General features: G+C 62.9%; 14 protein-coding genes and 1 pseudogene. 4 read left to right on the forward strand and 11 right to left on the reverse strand.

All coding sequences use genetic code 11. The features are described 5' to 3' along the window. Positions 1–92: 92 nt before the first annotated feature. The 9 genes and pseudogenes from NKJ75_RS15915 to NKJ75_RS15955 form a co-directional block, all read right to left on the reverse strand. Entirely contained in the window at positions 93–1,214 is a 1,122-nt protein-coding gene (locus NKJ75_RS15915; RefSeq protein WP_352499926.1) for a branched-chain amino acid ABC transporter substrate-binding protein, read from the reverse strand. 137 nt (positions 1,215–1,351) lie between these two features. Next, the gene (locus NKJ75_RS15920; RefSeq protein WP_023806580.1) at positions 1,352–1,699 is read right to left on the reverse strand and encodes a DUF6867 family protein; all 348 of its coding nucleotides are present in this window, start codon (positions 1,697–1,699) and stop codon (positions 1,352–1,354) included. A 112-nt stretch (positions 1,700–1,811) separates the two neighbouring features. Continuing rightward, on the reverse strand, positions 1,812–2,540 hold the full coding sequence (locus NKJ75_RS15925) for an ABC transporter ATP-binding protein (RefSeq protein WP_023668718.1): 729 nt from the start codon (positions 2,538–2,540) through the stop codon (positions 1,812–1,814). A gap of 20 nt (positions 2,541–2,560) precedes the next feature. Next, positions 2,561–3,667, reverse strand: a pseudogene (locus NKJ75_RS15930) (ABC transporter ATP-binding protein); the annotation flags it as partial. Then, positions 3,667–5,262 (reverse strand): high-affinity branched-chain amino acid ABC transporter permease LivM, encoded by a 1,596-nt coding sequence (livM, locus tag NKJ75_RS15935; protein WP_352499927.1) that lies wholly within the window; start codon positions 5,260–5,262, stop codon positions 3,667–3,669. The gene livM and the pseudogene NKJ75_RS15930, both read right to left, overlap by 1 nt. A gap of 4 nt (positions 5,263–5,266) precedes the next feature. Beyond that, positions 5,267–6,169 (reverse strand): branched-chain amino acid ABC transporter permease, encoded by a 903-nt coding sequence (locus NKJ75_RS15940; RefSeq protein ID WP_023668715.1) that lies wholly within the window; start codon positions 6,167–6,169, stop codon positions 5,267–5,269. Between the two features lie 458 nt (positions 6,170–6,627). Beyond that, positions 6,628–7,629, reverse strand: coding sequence for a 4-hydroxyproline epimerase (locus NKJ75_RS15945; protein WP_023700251.1), 1,002 nt, complete (start codon positions 7,627–7,629; stop codon positions 6,628–6,630). Positions 7,630–7,642: 13 nt separating this feature from the next. Continuing rightward, positions 7,643–9,061 carry an NAD(P)/FAD-dependent oxidoreductase gene (locus tag NKJ75_RS15950; protein WP_280938707.1) on the reverse strand — a complete coding sequence of 473 codons (1,419 nt, stop codon included), beginning with the start codon at positions 9,059–9,061 and terminating at the stop codon, positions 7,643–7,645. A 51-nt stretch (positions 9,062–9,112) separates the two neighbouring features. Continuing rightward, positions 9,113–10,006, reverse strand: a complete 894-nt coding sequence (locus tag NKJ75_RS15955; protein ID WP_352499928.1) for a dihydrodipicolinate synthase family protein — start codon at positions 10,004–10,006, stop codon at positions 9,113–9,115. A 69-nt stretch (positions 10,007–10,075) separates the two neighbouring features. On the opposite strand from NKJ75_RS15955, the gene NKJ75_RS15960 reads away from it, so the two are divergent. After that, on the forward strand, positions 10,076–10,765 hold the full coding sequence (locus NKJ75_RS15960; RefSeq protein WP_352499929.1) for a GntR family transcriptional regulator: 690 nt from the start codon (positions 10,076–10,078) through the stop codon (positions 10,763–10,765). Positions 10,766–10,802: 37 nt separating this feature from the next. Here NKJ75_RS15960 and NKJ75_RS15965 read toward each other — a convergent pair whose 3' ends face one another. Together NKJ75_RS15965 and NKJ75_RS15970 are read right to left on the reverse strand one after the other, a co-directional pair. Beyond that, positions 10,803–11,102: a hypothetical protein gene (locus tag NKJ75_RS15965; RefSeq protein ID WP_352499930.1), complete on the reverse strand. Its 300-nt coding sequence runs from the start codon at positions 11,100–11,102 to the stop codon at positions 10,803–10,805. A gap of 202 nt (positions 11,103–11,304) precedes the next feature. Then, the gene (locus tag NKJ75_RS15970) at positions 11,305–12,801 is read right to left on the reverse strand and encodes a CoA-acylating methylmalonate-semialdehyde dehydrogenase (protein WP_023698411.1); all 1,497 of its coding nucleotides are present in this window, start codon (positions 12,799–12,801) and stop codon (positions 11,305–11,307) included. Between the two features lie 365 nt (positions 12,802–13,166). Between NKJ75_RS15970 and NKJ75_RS15975 the strand changes: the two genes are divergently transcribed. The 3 genes from NKJ75_RS15975 to NKJ75_RS15985 all read left to right on the forward strand — a co-directional run bounded on the left by NKJ75_RS15975 (position 13,167) and on the right by NKJ75_RS15985 (position 15,692). Then, positions 13,167–14,048, forward strand: a complete 882-nt coding sequence (locus NKJ75_RS15975; protein ID WP_352499931.1) for a LysR family transcriptional regulator — start codon at positions 13,167–13,169, stop codon at positions 14,046–14,048. Positions 14,049–14,171: 123 nt separating this feature from the next. Further along, positions 14,172–14,612, forward strand: coding sequence for a phospholipase A2 family protein (locus NKJ75_RS15980; RefSeq protein ID WP_352499961.1), 441 nt, complete (start codon positions 14,172–14,174; stop codon positions 14,610–14,612). A gap of 93 nt (positions 14,613–14,705) precedes the next feature. Continuing rightward, complete coding sequence (locus NKJ75_RS15985; protein ID WP_352499932.1) at positions 14,706–15,692, forward strand: hypothetical protein; 987 nt, start codon at positions 14,706–14,708, stop codon at positions 15,690–15,692. The last annotated feature ends 29 nt before the right edge of the window (positions 15,693–15,721 follow it).

The raw sequence follows: 15,721 nt of genomic DNA on the forward strand, positions 1-15,721 counted from the left end.
TAGCGGCTTATCCAGCCACCCTCGCTGCGCCCTGTCACCAAAGAAAAATGCCCGGCGCGAGCGCCGGGCATTCCATAGAGCTGCGTTCCGAATTACGACTTCGGGAACCAGGAGATCTTGCCGTCCGGACCCTTCTTCCATTCGTACATGATGTAGCCCGGGAGCTTCGGATCGCCCTTCGCGTCATAGGCGAGATCGCCCAGAACGGTCTTGAACGGGCCCTTCTCGTGCAGCGCCTTGGCCACTTCCACGGGGTCGTTCGACTTGGCCACGGCAGCAGCCTCGGCGATCACCTGCATGGCGGCGTAGGAGTAGAGAGTGTAGGCTTCCGGCTCGAAGCCCTGAGCGCGGAACTTCTCGACTAGTGCCTTGTTCTCGGGGATCAGGCGCGGATCGGGACCGAAGGTGTTGAGCGTGCCGATAACCGCATCGCCGGCGATCGCAGCCAGCTCGTCGGTGACGACGCCGTCGCCCGACATCAGGGTAGCCTTGAGGCCCTGGTCCGCCGACTGGCGGATGATCAGGCCGGCTTCGGTATGCAGGCCGCCCCAATAGATCAGGGTAACACCGGCGTCCTTCATCTTGGCAATCAGCGCCGAGAAGTCCTTGTCGCCGACATTGACGCCTTCGTACATGACTTCGGTCAGGCCGGCTGCGTTCATCGCCTTCTTGGTCTCGTCGGCAAGGCCCTGACCATAGGGGGTCTTGTCGTGGATGACGGCAACCTTGGCGTCCTTGAAGTTGGTCGCGATATAGCCGCCGGCGATGCCGCCCTGCTGGTCATCGCGTCCGCAGGTGCGGAACACGTTCCACAGGCCGCGCTCGGTGAATTTCGGGTTGGTCGCCGCAGGCGTCACTTCGACGATGTTGTTGTCGACGTAGACTTCCTGCGAAACCGGGATCGAGACCCCCGAGTTGAAGTGGCCGATCACGAATTTCACGCCGTCGCCGACGAACTTGTTGCCGACCGAAATGCCCTGCTTCGGATCCGAGACGTCGTCGCCGACTTCGAGCTTGATCTGCTCGCCGTTCATGCCGCCTGCTGCGTTGATGTCGGCAACGGCCGCTTCCGCACCCTTCTGCAGCTGCGCACCGAAGGCCGCATTCGGACCGGTGATCGGACCTGCGACGCCGACGATAACGTCAGCCCATGCATTGCCACCGAACGCGACAAGCGCGGTCAGGGCAACGGCGGACAAAAGTGATTTCTTCATTTAAACGCTCCCATTTACGAGGTGGGCGTGGATGAAACTTTCATGCGATGCCCACCCTTATCGCAGAAAGCGTACTTTGCCGATTTTCAGGCCCTTGTCACGCCGATTCATCCCCGGAACGGCGTTAATGATGAACGTCAACCTTTCGGTTTCCAGCTTAAGATCGAAGCCCGTTCGTAAAGCCAATTATACTGCGTCACCATCTGGTTCGTACGCGTGTATTGAAAGCCGACAAACCCCAATATCATGAGCACGATTGTGTCCACGACATAGTATTGCAGCGAAAACATCGTGCCGCCGAACAAGGCATGATGGATGAACCTGATGCCGATGCCGAGGCCCAGCAGATAGGCGAACAGCGCCGGCAGGCTGCGCCATGTCTGGGCGCTGGCCTTGCCGGTCATCCATGCCGCCCAGCCGCCGAGCAGACAGGTGACGAAGAAGAACTGCCAGATGGAAGGTTCCTCGTGAAGAATGCCTTGCATGATGAAGACTCCCTAGCATGATCCCGAAAAGTTGCAGACTTTTCGGACAAAGGTCATGCGACAAACAAACAAGTTGGAGCGGAATACCGTATGCATACATTCCGCTCCAAAATCAGTGATGGCCGCCTTCGAGATAGGCCGCCCGCACTTCCGGATTGGCGAGCAATTCCTTGCCTGTGCCGCTCATGGTCACGTTGCCGTTGACCATGACATAGCCGCGCGTGGCGAGTTTGAGCGCGCCGAAGGCGTTCTGCTCGACCAGGAACACGGTCAGCCCTTGCGTGCGGTTCAGTTCGCGGATGGCATCGAAGATCTGCTTGACGATCAGCGGCGCCAGACCCAGCGACGGCTCGTCGAGCAGCAGCAGCTTCGGCCGCGCCATCAGCGCACGTCCGATCGACAGCATCTGCTGCTCACCGCCCGACAGCGTGCCGCCGCGCTGGGCAATGCGCTCCTTGAGGCGCGGGAACAGCGCGAACACCTTCTCAGCATCTTCGTCATAGTGCTTGAGATTGTCGAGACCGGCGCCCATCTGCAGGTTTTCCATCACCGTCATGCGCGGGAAAATGCGCCTGCCTTCCGGCGACTGCGCAATGCGCATGCGGGCGATCTCGTGCGTCGGCATCTGGGTGATGTCGGTGCCGGCGAAAGTGATTGAGCCGGCACGAGCGCGCGGCGCACCGAAGATGGTCATCATCAGCGTCGACTTGCCGGCGCCGTTGGCGCCGATCAGCGCGACGATCTCGCCCTGGTTGACGTGGACATCGACGCCGTTCAGCGCCTTGATGTTGCCGTAGTAGGTCTCGACGCCCTTGATGTCGAGCAGCGTTGTCTCGGCCATCACTTACGCCCTCCGCGCGGCTTGCCTGTCGGGGATTTGGTGGCCGCCGGTTTGGACTTGGCCGTTAGACGCTCGGACGGTGCTCTTGGCGCGGAGTTGGCTCTTGTATCGTGTTGGGTGGCCTTTGAAGCTCCCTTCGACACTGTGACCCGCTCGCCCTGGCTGTGGCCGATCGTGTCGCTTACCGGGCCGGCGAGATAGGAAGACGATGTGCCTGGTCCTTGAGCCGAATCCGGCCCGATGTCCAGCTGCTCGATGACGTCTTCATCGCCGACCTCGGTCAGCACCGTCTCGACCTCCTCGTCGTCGACGCCGAGATAGGCGGCGATGACGCGCGGGTCGGTACGCACCGATTGCGGGCTGCCGTCGGAAATCTTGCGGCCATATTCAAGCACCACGACATGGTCGGAAATCTGCATGACCACCGACATGTCATGTTCGATCAGCAGGATCGAGGTACTGCTCTTGATGTCCATCAGCAGCGAATTCAGCGCTGCCGATTCCTTCGGATTGAGACCGGCCGCAGGCTCGTCGAGGCACAGAAGTTCGGGCCCTGTGCACATGGCGCGCGCAATCTCGAGGCGCCGCTGCGCGCCATAGGGCAGGTCGCCGGCCGGATCGTCGGCGCGATCGACAAGGTCGGCCTTCTCCAGCCAGTGCTTGGCAAGCTCCACCGATTCAGCCGAGGCCCTGCGGTAGCCGCCGATCCCGAATAGGCCCAGGATCGTGTAGCCGGATGCCTTCATCAGCTTGTTGTGCTGGGCAACCAGCAGATTCTCCAGCAGCGTCATGCCCGAGAACAGGCGGATGTTCTGGAAGGTGCGCGCCACCTTGGCGCGCGCCGGGATCTCATGATTGGGCAGCCGTTCGAGCAGAAAGCTCGAGCCGTCGGCCCGGTTGAGCGTAATCATGCCTTCCGACGGCTTGTAGAAGCCGGTGATGCAATTGAAGACGGTGGTCTTGCCGGCGCCATTGGGTCCGATCAGAGCGGTGATCTCGCCGCGCTTGGCCTGGAACGACAGATCGCCGATGGCGATCAGGCCGCCGAACTTCATCGAAAGATGCTCGACCTGGAGGATGGCGTCTTTCATACCCGGATTGGTCTTCTGAATGGAGGTCGCGCTCATCAGCCGTGCCCTTCCTTGGTGAAGGAGGAGGAGACCGCTTTTCGTTCACTGAGGAAGGCCGTCGGTTCACGGCTGCCGACAAAGCCGCGCGGCTTCCACAGCATGACGATGACCATCGCCATGCCGAACAAAAGCATGCGGTAAAGCTCCGGCGTGAAATCTTTTCCGAAGACACTTTTCAGGAAATCGAGTTCGCGCAGTGCCTCGGTGCCGCCGATCATCACCAGCGCGGCGACCGCGATGCCGACCAGCGAGCCCATGCCGCCGAGCACCACGATGGCCAGGATGATCGCCGATTCCAGGAAGACGAAGGATTCAGGGCTGACGAAGCCTTGCCGTGCGGCGAAGAAGGCGCCGGCAAAACCGCCGAACATGGCGCCGGTGGCAAAGGCGGTGAGCTTGGTGGTGGTGGTGTTGATGCCAAGCGAGCGGCAGGCAATCTCGTCCTCGCGCAGCGCCTCCCAGGCGCGGCCGACAGGCATGCGCCTGAGCCTGATGGTGACGAAGGCGGTCAGCAGCGCCAGCCCGAGAATCAGATAGTAGAGGAAGATCTTGTAGTAGGCGCTCGACTGCGCAATGTGCAGCACCTTGCCGATGTAGTTCGGGTCGGTCGAATTAAACGTCATCAGGCCGAAGAAGGTGACCTTCGGGATGCCGGAGATGCCGGCCGAGCCGTTGGTGACTTCACGCCAGTTGATCAGCACCAGGCGGATGATCTCGCCGAAGGCCAGCGTCACGATCGCCAGGTAATCGCCACGAAGCCTGAGCACCGGAAAGCCGAGCATAACGCCCCAGAAGGCGGCCATGGCGCCGGCGGCGGGCAGCAGGATCCAGAACGACAGGCCGTATTGCGAACCGAGCAACGCATAGGCATAGGCGCCGACCGCGTAAAAGGCGACGTAGCCGAGATCGAGCAGGCCGGCGAGGCCGACGACGATGTTCAGCCCCCAGGCCAGCATCACATAGATCAGGATCTGGATGCCGAAATTGTCGACCCACTTCAACGAGCCCTGCAGGCCGCCGGTTATCGACCACGCGTAGATCGACAGCACCACGACGACGAGGATCGGGTATAGCACCAGCGCCGCAATCCCGAGCTTGGTGAAATTGGCGTGGATGAAGGAGCGGAAATAGAAGATCACGCAAGCGAGCGCGTAAATGACGGCCAATGCGCGCAGGAACTGAAGGTAGCCGGCCAGATCGGGTCCCACCAACGCCGGCAGGGCGCTGCCGAACGCAACCAGGCCAACCGCCAGAACGACGGCGACGATGAAGGCCGGAAGCAGGAAGAAGCGCGACGCGACGCTCGCCGGCAACAGGCCGGTGGCGACATTGGTGATCTTCTGATTGGCCATGAACGGCTGGCCATATGCAATGTAGAAGAAGCGGCCAAGCATGGTCAGCACGACCACGGTGATGAGCAGCAACCAGCGCTGCACCAGGATCAGCTGGTTGCTTATGTTCTGGTCGGTCTTCAGGCCGATGAAGAGAATGAACAACCCCAGCGAGATGGCGCCGGCATAGAACGCTTCGCGCAATGCACGCTGCACGGGGGAGGCGACGGTGTCGCGCTCCGAGGATACGGAAACCGCCATTGTCTCAGACCTTTTCGACTTCTGGCCGGCCCAAAATGCCGGAAGGCAGGAAGATCAGCACGATCGCCAGGATCGAGAACGCCGCGACGTCCTTGTAGTCGATCGAGAAATACGCCGACCACATGCTCTCGATGAAGCCGATCAAAAGCCCGCCAAGCACCGCGCCCGGCAGAGACCCGATGCCGCCGAGAACGGCCGCGGTGAAGGCCTTGACCCCCGGCACAAAGCCGTCGGAAAAGGCGATGACTCCGTAATACATCAGGAATAACGTGCCCGCGACGGCCGCAAGCGCTGCACCCATGATGAAGGTGATCGAGATCGTACGGTCGACATCGACGCCGAGCAGCGCCGCCATCTTGCGGTCCTGCTCGCACGCCCTTTGCGCCCGGCCGAGGGAAGTCCTGTTGACCAGGTACCAGAACAGCGCCAGCAGCAGGGCGGTGACGACGACGATGATGATCTGCTTCAGCGACACGCTGATGCCGTTGATGTTGTAGACTTGGCTGACCATCGGCGGGATCGGCTTGTTGCGCGGGCCTTGCGTCACCTGGATGAAGTTCGACAGCGCGATCGACATGCCGATGGCGGTGATCAGCGGCGCCAGCCGGAACGAACCGCGCAGCGGCCGGTAGGCCACCTTCTCGATCGTCCAGTTGTAGAGGCTGGTGAGCAGCATCGCCACGATCATCATGATCAGCAGCGCCAGGACGACCGGCACCGAATAGAACAAGGAGCCGAGGATGAGGAAGACGACGAGGGCGGCGAAGGCCCCGACCATGAAAATGTCGCCGTGGGCGAAGTTGATCATGCCGATGATGCCGTAGACCATCGTGTAGCCGATTGCGATCAGCCCATAGATCGATCCCAGCGTCAGCCCATTGATAAGCTGCTGGACAAAGTACTGCATGTGTACGTGGCTCCCCTGGAATGTCGCCCATGCAGACGCATTCCTTTTGGTATTTCCCCTAGTCGTAAAGTTTCGAGCCCGGATTGCAACGTGATTTTTCAAACGTCGAGCGTGTTTTGCCGGCACGCCTTCCGATTGCCCGTTTTTTTGCTCCCGACCCCTGGACTATCGCGGACCCTATCATTGGCATAACGCAATGTCTTTGACGATTCAGCCGGACCAGCGACCTCATTTCGAAGAAGTCCCGGTCAAAATTAGGTGATGAGACGAATCTTTGCGTTGTTGGCGGCTTCGTTTTTTAGCCACATTCCGTAGTGACCAGCTGCAACATGGGTTACTTCCGACTATGGCGGTGGATGCCTCGCCCAACGCGCTAACCTTTCGCTGACTGGTTTCGCCAAGAGGTCCCGCCCTGGGTCCAAGTCCTGGCCTCGGTGGATGATCGGCAGCCTACCGTATCACTTAACCACAAAACCGTGCGCGAACGGATCGCGGTCGTCGATGAAGATGGTGTTCAGGCCGGTCATCCGCGCCCAGCCGCCGATCGAGGGAATGATGGCCGGCTTGCCGGCAACAGTGACATCCCTCTCGACCTTGCCCTTGAACAGCGAGCCGATGATCGATTCGTGGACAAAACTGTCGCCGGCCTTGAGCTTGCCCTTGGCGTGGAGCTGCGCCATGCGCGCCGAGGTGCCGGTGCCGCAAGGTGAGCGGTCGATCGCCTTGTCGCCATAGAAGACCGCGTTGCGCGCATCGGCGCCCGCCATTGTCGGCTCGCCCGTCCACAGCATGTGGGACAGCCGGTTGATGCCGGGGTTTTCCGGATGCACGAACGAGTACTTCTCGTTGAGCCGCTGCCGCACCACGGGGCTCCAGGCGATGAAATCGCTGGCGGAATAATCAGCCATGTCGCGAAAATTCGCCTGCGGCTCGACGATTGCGTAGAAATTGCCGCCATAGGCGACATCGACAGTGATCTCGCCAAGCAGCGGGCAGTCGACCGTCAGTCCCTCGGCATAAAGGAAGGACGGCACATTCGTGATGCGCACCTCCTCGACATAGTCGCCGACTTGTTTGTATTCGGCGATAACCAGCCCGGCCGGTGTGTCGAGCCGGAGCACGCCGGGTGTCTTCGGCTTGATCAGCCCATGTTCGATGGCCATCGTCACCGTGCCGATCGTGCCGTGGCCGCACATCGGCAGGCAGCCCGACGTCTCGATGAACAGGATGGCTATGTCGCAATCCTCGCGCGTCGGCGGATAGAGGATCGAGCCCGACATGACATCGTGGCCGCGCGGCTCGAACATCAGCCCGGTGCGGATCCAGTCATACTCCGCCAGGAAATGCGCCCGCCGCTCCATCATCGTCGGCCCCTGAAGCAAAGGGCCGCCGCCGGCGACCAGCCGCACCGGATTACCGCAGGTATGGCCGTCGATGCAAAAGAAGGATTTTTTGGCCATGATTTCCTCGAACTCAAAACCGTTGCGGGCTGAAGGGAGCAAGATCGATCGGCGAAGTTTGCCCGAGAACAAGATCGCGGATCAAGCGGCCGCTGGCCGCCGCCTGGGTCAGGCCGAGATGGCCATGGCCAAAGGCGTAGACGACGTTGGACGCGGTGCGCGCCGTGCCGATGACGGGCAACGAATCCGGCAGCGACGGGCGACACCCCATCCACTCGCGGCCACCTGACGCGTCCAGCCCCGGAAGGAATTGTCTGGCTTTTTCCAGCATGGCCTTCGAACGCGCAAAATTCGGCGGCCGGTCGAGACCGCCCAACTCGACGGCGCCGCCGACGCGCAAGCCCGTCTCGAGTGGCGTGATGACGAAGCCATGGCCGGAAAAGATCAGCATCCGCTGCACGTCGAAAGCGGTCTTCGGCAGTGTCGTGTTGTAGCCGCGCTCGGTTTCGAGCGGGATGGTGTCGCCAAGCGCCTTCGTCAGCAGATGCGACCATGCCCCGGCGGCCACGACAAGATGTCTTGCCTGCCTGGTCGTGCCGTCCGTCAGCGTCAGCGTCGCGCCATCAGGATTGGCGGCGACGCGCTCTATGCGCGCCTTTTCGAAACGCGCGCCCAGCCTTTCGGCATAGGCCCACACCCCCTTGCCGAGCAGTTTCGGATCGGCGACGGTCTTCCAGCCCGGCACGAAGGTGCCCTTGATGAAGCGCGGCGACAGTCCCGGCTGCAGCCGCGCCAGTTCGTCGCCTTCGACATGGCGAAAGCCGATGCCGAAGCGCTCGCGCGCCGCCCAGCCCGGCAGCCCGGCCTGAAATTCGGCCTCGCTTTCATAAAGCTCCAGCGAGCCGTCCTCGCGCAGCATCAGCCGCGTGCCGGAACGGTCGAGCAGGCCCATCCATTCGGCCTCGGCGAGCTTCATCATGCCTGCCTGAGCAGCAAGGCTCGCCTCATATTTTTCTGGTGCGCCAGCGCGCCAGAAGCGCAACAGCCAAGGCAACAGCTTCGGCAAGTAGGCCGGCGGGATGCTGAGTGGCCCGAGCGGATCGGCAAGCCATTTCGGCAAGTGCCGCATCATGCCCTTATGCGCCAGCGGCAGCACGTCGGAGAAGGCGAAGGCGGCGGCATTGCCGGAGCTCGTCTCCTCGCAGATGCCGGTGCGGTCGAAGACCGTGACGCTGCGCCCGGCCTCGGCCAGCATGGCCGCCGCGCAGATGCCGACGATGCCGCCACCGACAATGGCGATATCTACCCCTTCTCCCCGTTCACGGGGGTGAGGAGTGGTCCGCGAAGCGGTGGAAAAGCCGACTGCTTGGCTTTCCGAACGACGAACGCCCGGAGCGCCAGCGAAGGGCTGCGGGGCCCGAAGGGCGGATGAGGGGCGGCGGCCCTCCTCTGTGTCCCTGGAATTTCCTTGCACGTCGGCGCTGCCCCTCATCTGGCTGCCGCCATCTTCTCCCCGTGCACGTGCACGGGGAGAAGAAAGCCTTCAGAACTGCGGCAGCTTCGGCCGTACCGCCAGCGCGTCCTTGACGATCTTCTCGACCGCTTTGCGGCGCTCGCCCGACAGCGGCTGGCGCGGCATGCGCACGCGGTCATTTGTGTCGATCGCGAGCACTTCGGCAAGCTTGATGTTTTGGACCAGATAGGTCGAGACATCGAGATCGAGCAGCGGCCGGAACCAGCGGTAGATCGAAAGCGCCTCCTCGCGGCGGCCCTGCTTCATCAACTGGTAGATGGCGACGGTCTCGCGCGGGAAGGCGACGACCAGACCCGCCACCCAGCCGATGGCGCCCACCGACAGCGCCTCGAAGGCGAGATTGTCGACGCCGGTGAACAGATCGTAGCGGTCGCCGAAGCGGTTGATGATCTCTGTCGAGCGCCGGATGTCGTCGGAGGACTCCTTGATGGCGACGAAGCGCTTGTCGGCGGCCAGTTCCTCCATCTGGTCGACGGTGACGTCGACGCGGTAGGCGAGGCGGTTGGAGTAGATCATCACCGGCAGGTCGCCGGCCTGAGCGACGGCGCGCAAGGCGGCGACCGTCTCTTCCGAGTTGGTGTGATAGATCGGGCTCGGTACCACCATCAGCCCGTTGGCGCCTTCCCGGCTCGCGCGCTTTGCGATGCTCGCCGCCTCGCGGGTGCCCGCCTCGTTGACCGTCAGCAGCACCGGCTTGTTGCCTGCAACTTTCTGGGCAGTCTTCAGCACCTCGATCTTCTCGTCATGCGACAGCATCGGCCCTTCGCCGAGCGAACCGCAGACGATGATACCGTCGCAGCCTGCCTCCATCTGCAACGCAAAGCAGCGCTCCATTTCGGCATGGTCGAGGCGGTCGTCTTCGGTGAATTTGGTCGTGACGGCGGGGAAAACTCCGGTCCACATGATCGTCTCTCCATCTGATATATCAGCCGTATATCTATTTGAAAACCGGCTGTCAACGCGGAATTCGTTATGATATATGTAAGATATATCAGGAGCCCACCTTTGATATCCAGTGAGACAGCATACCCCGAGCCGGCCGCCGCCAAGGCCTACCATGTACTCGAGCATATGATCGTGACGTTGGAACTGGCGCCGGCGAGCTTTGTCACCGAAGGCGCCCTCATCGAGAAGCTGGCGCTAGGACGCACGCCGGTGCGCGAAGCGATCCAGCGCCTCGCCTGGGAAGGACTGCTGGATGTCAGGCCACGCGCCGGCATCGCCATTGCCCCGCTTCATCCCGGCGACTGGCTGCGCGTGCTGGATGCCAGGCGCGGCGTCGAGGTGGTGCTGGCGCGCTCGGCCGCCCGCTTCGTCACCCGTGAGGCCGCCGACCTGTTTCATGAGGCAGCCCTTGCCATGCAGAAGGCCGTCATCTCGGGCAATGTGCTGGCCTTCATCCAGGCCGACAAGGCGCTCGACGAGGCCTTGGCGATGGCCGCCGACAACCCGTTTGCGGCCCGTCTGGCCGCGCCCCTGCAGGCCCACAGCCGCCGCTTCTGGTTTCGCTACAAGGCCGACACAGGGCTGGCCGAATCGGCCGAGCACCACGTCGCGCTAATCCGCTCGATCCTGGCCGGTGACGAAGAGGCTGCCGCCAAGGACGCCAAACGCCTTATGGCACTGCTGCGCGGCCATGCCGAAGTGGCCGCCACACGCTGAACTCCGTCTCTGCTCCAGACTTCCGACCGGTCTTTTATCAGGTGCCCGGCAAGACTGCTGCCATAGCCGCCCCGTCCCAGCCTTCGCCAGCCGTGATGATGCAGCTTTGGCCGTGTGTGTCGGTGGCCAGGATGGTCCAGGTGCCCTGGTCGGAGACGAATATCTCCAGCACCACATTTGGGTTCACCAGGCCACGTGCGGCTTGGCTTTCGTGGAACTTCTCGCCGAGCGCCTTGACCAGGTCGGTCCGCGCCGCGCATTGATCGGCTTTGGCATGAGCGATGCCGGACATCGCGAACACCGCAAAGAACATCGCCGCCACAAGACGTCGTGTCATCTGACACCTCCTTGCGCCAGACGAGAACCCCGGCTGCTACCGGCGCTATTTTGATGGCCTGCACCACGGCAGGAATGCAATTTAAGGCAGATGACAGGCCCTTGGTTCCATCGCTTAAACGTGATGGCCAATGTCGGTTTCGTACAAAGAAAGGCCCGGGACGTTGAACCCAGGCCTTCTTGCCGATCTTCGAAATCGTCCGTCAGTTCATCGTCGGGATGACGAACTCGGCACCGTCCTTGATGCCTGAGGGCCAGCGCGAGGTCACCGTCTTGGTCTTGGTGTAGAAGCGGAACGCGTCCGGGCCGTGCTGGTTGAGGTCGCCGAAGGACGACGCCTTCCAGCCGCCGAACGTATAGTAGGCGATCGGAACCGGGATCGGCACGTTGATGCCGACCATGCCGACCTGGACACGGCTTGCGAAGTCGCGCGCAGCATCACCATCACGGGTGAAGATGGCGACGCCATTGCCCATCTCGTGGTCGTTGGCGAGCTTGATGGCGCTCTCATAGGTCGGCGCGCGCACCACCGACAGCACCGGGCCAAAAATCTCTTCCTTGTAGATGCGCATGTCGGCCGTGACGTTGTCGAACAGGCAGCCGCCCATATAGTAGCCATCCTCGTAGCCCTGCATGGAGAAGCCACGGCCGTCGACCACCAGCTTGGCGCCTTCCTTGACGCCGGTGTCGACATAGCCCTTGACGCGTTCCAATGCCTGCGCCGTCACCAGCGGGCCGAAATCGGCGGACGAATCCGTCGACGGGCCGACTTTGAGGCTTTCGACACGCGGGATGAGCTTTTCCATCAGCCGGTTGGCGGTGTCGTTGCCGACGGGAACGGCAACCGAGATCGCCATGCAGCGCTCGCCGGCCGAGCCGTAGCCCGCGCCGATCAGCGCATCGACGGTCTGGTCCATGTCGGCATCGGGCATGATGATCATGTGGTTCTTGGCGCCGCCGAAGCACTGCACGCGTTTTCCCGCGGCCGTGCCGCGCGAGTAGATGTAATGCGCGATCGGCGTCGAGCCGACAAAGCCGATAGCCTTGATATCAGGATCGTCGAGGATGGCGTCGACGACATCCTTGTCGCCATTGACGACGTTGAGAACGCCAGCCGGCAGGCCAGCCTCGAGGAACAGTTCGGCGATGCGCATCGGCACGCCAGGGTCGCGCTCGGAAGGCTTCAGGATAAAGGCGTTGCCGCAGGCCAGCGCCGGGGCAATCTTCCACAGCGGGATCATAGCCGGGAAATTGAACGGGGTGATGCCGGCAACGACGCCAAGCGGCTGGCGCATCGAATAGACATCGATGCCGGGGCCGGCGCCGTCGGTGAACTCGCCCTTCATCATGTGCGGCGCACCGATGCAGACTTCGACCACTTCGAGGCCGCGCTGGATGTCGCCCTTGGCGTCGGCGATGGTCTTGCCGTGCTCGCGCGCCAGGAGATCGGCCAGTTCGTCATAGTCGCGGGCAACCAGTTCAAGAAACTTCATCAGCACGCGCACACGCCGCTGCGGGTTGGTCGCAGCCCATTTGATCTGTGCTTCCTTGGCATTCAGGACAGCCGCACGCAGTTCAGCCGGCGAAGCCAGCGCCACCGTGCCGCGCACCGAGCCGTCCATCGGCTGCATGACGTCCTGCTTGCGCCCGCTGGTCCCGGCGACATGCTTGCCGCCAATGAAATGACCGTATTCGATCATGGTTTCTCTCCCTGAGTTTGTGATGAAGCATTCAACGCCTTTGCAGGCGCGAAGGCAACGCGAGGGGAAACGCAACCGTTGTGCGGGAAATAGACAACGAAGGACGAGTGTGCATTAATTGCCGCAAATTACAGATTGCTGAAAGGCCCGAAGGTTGCGCTCCGTCACACCCCCCTCTGTCCTGCCGGACATCTCCCCCGCAAGGGGGGATATCAGATGTGGTTGTTGCCTTCGCAAATCTTCAACGCTGCAAAAAAGGTGCCGTCGGCGGAGCTGCCAATCTCCCCCCTTGCGGGGGAGATGGCCGGCAGGCCAGAGGGGGGTGGGCGGGAACGCCGCGTTCGCCGCTAGCCCGGATCACCCCCATGAACTGGGATGATGTCCGCATCTTCCTCGCCGTGGCCCGCGCCGGGCAGATCCTTGGCGCCGCCAAGCGGCTGGAACTCAATCACGCCACCGTCTCGCGCCGTATCGCAGCGCTTGAGGATGCGTTACGGACAAAACTGTTTCGCCGGCTTACCACCGGCAGCGAGCTGACGCCGGCCGGCCAGCGCTTTCTCGACATTGCCGAGCGCATGGAAGCCGACATGATCGCCGCACGCTCCACCGTGTCGGGCGAAGGCGACGATATCTCCGGCACTGTGCGCATCGGCGCCCCCGACGGGTTCGGCGTTGCATTCCTCGCCACGCGTCTTGGCGCGCTGACCGCGCTGCACCGCGAACTCACCATCCAACTGGTGCCGGTGCCGCGTTCCTTCTCGCTGTCGCGGCGCGAGGCCGACATCGCCATCACCGTCGAGCGGCCGAGCGAAGGCAGGCTGGTGGCGGGAAAGCTGGTCGACTACACCCTCGGCCTGTTTGCCTCGCGCGACTATGCGCAGGCGCACGGCTTGCCACAAACGTCAGCCCAACTCGGCGAGCATACGCTGATCGGCTACGTCCCGGACCTGATCGTCAGCCCTTCGCTCGACTATGCGGCGGAGTTCAGCCCGGACTGGCGCACCAGCTTCGCCATCTCCTCAGCGCTGGGCCAGGCCGAAGCGGTGCGGTCGGGCGCCGGCATCGGCATCTTGCACACTTTTGTCGCCCGCTCGATGCCGGAGCTGATCCCCGTCGACATCGTGACGCCGATCCGCCGCGCCTACTGGCTGGTCTATCATGAATCGGTCCGGCCGCTGCGCCGCGTGCAGATCGTCGCCAACTTCATCACCAAGGCGGTCGAGAGAGAGCGCGGGCTGTTTGCCTGATGGCCGCGCCGCCTTGCCCTCGCCACAAAATCGGCCAGTGTGGCAACAAGCGCGATGTCGCCTATCATTAAGGATTGGCTGCGCCGGGTGGGACACTTTTTTGCAAAGCTGGTGCGGATCAAAATGCGAGCGGTGCTCGCCATCTCGCCGCTTGTCGCGCTTTCCGCCTGCGCCAATCCCTGGACCGAAGTTCCGGAAGCCGAACTGCCCAAGCCGGTCCGCATCGCGATGGCCCGCCCCTCGCCTTTCGTCTTCGGCAATTATTGCGGTCCCGGGACCCGCACCGGCGACCTCTCGGCTCGCCCTGTCAATCGCCTCGACAGCGCCTGCCAAATCCATGATGCCTGCTACATCGCGCGCCATAATCATTGCGACTGCGACGGCGCGCTCGTCGCCTCGGCAAAGGCGATCCGTGATGACAAGACAGCGCCGAAAAAGGAGCGCGGCGAGGCCGAGCTTTTGATCGCCACTTTCGCGCTTCCCGTCTGCAAGGTCTTTCCGCAAGGCTTCCTGCCGCCGCGCGACCCGGCTGAGCTGAAGACGATGAACGGTGCGACCGGATGAACCGCGCCATCTGCCTGGCCTTGGCCGGGCTGGGGCTGGCGGCCCTTGCCGGTTGCGCCGCCCCGATCCGGCACAGCTGCGATTTCTTCCCCGATGCGAAGGATTGCGGCCGGCCGTCGCTATCGGCCGCCGGGGCCGCAGACTGCAGCAGCAGCGTTTTTCGGCGATGCCGGCGCCCGCGACTATGAAAGGCAGTTTCTGGCGCTGCTCGCCCACAACCAGATCGGCGCCATCGACAGGGCGAACGGCACCGGTCCGTTCGGCCATGACCGCCACGCCATCGCCAACCGCGATTTCCAAGCCACCTACCGGACGCTGGAACAGCTGGCGAAGCCGGTTAGCGCCGAACAGATGCCGGCAGGTAGGGGCAAGCCCGGCGAAGGCCATTTCAACGGCCGTTGGCGCGTGTCGCGGCAGACGCTCTATGTCAACGCCGCCGCGCGGCCCTCCGCGCCAAAGACGTTCAGCTTTTCCGGCCTGCAGGCGCGCTCGGTCGAGGTCGTGCTGCACCAGTCGGGCCAGCAGCCAGTCGACATATTAGGCGCCTGCGACGGCGCGCTGGCGATTCGCGCCGGCGGTGGCTCGCGCAGCGTGGCGAGCGGCGCCGCCTTCCGGCTCCGCCTGTCGGCCGGGCAAACCGCCAGCCTGTTCCCCAGCGATGGTTTGAACCGTTGCAGCCTCAAGCTCAGCTCCAGTCTGGCGCCGGCAGGCGCCCCGCTCACCATCCTGCGCGAAGAGGTTGCCTATCCGGCGATAGCCGCGCTCGACAGCCGCTACGAGCGTTGTCCAGTGCCCGATCCATCCCGCCTGGATAAGCTTGCCAGCGTCTTTACGCCGGCCGCTGGCTGTCGCAGAGCTGTTCGCTGCCGCTCGGGTCACCGCGCCTGTTACGCAAGTCGCGCGACGGCTTTAACGCCAAGGTCGAAGCGCTGCTCGGCGCGCCTTTACCCGACAGCGCCTTCGACAAGGCCGACCCCGAACTGCCGCTCGATTTCTCGCGCGCGCCGAAACTCAAGCTGGTCTATCTGTCGTCGCTGGAGTTCAAGGCCGATTTTTCCGGCCGCGTCATCGAGCGGCTGATCCGCCATCACGCAGCCCTCGGCACCAAA

Origin of the sequence: Mesorhizobium sp. M0058, from assembly GCF_040323095.1 — a bacterium.
Taxonomy (GTDB): Bacteria; Pseudomonadota; Alphaproteobacteria; order Rhizobiales; family Rhizobiaceae; genus Mesorhizobium.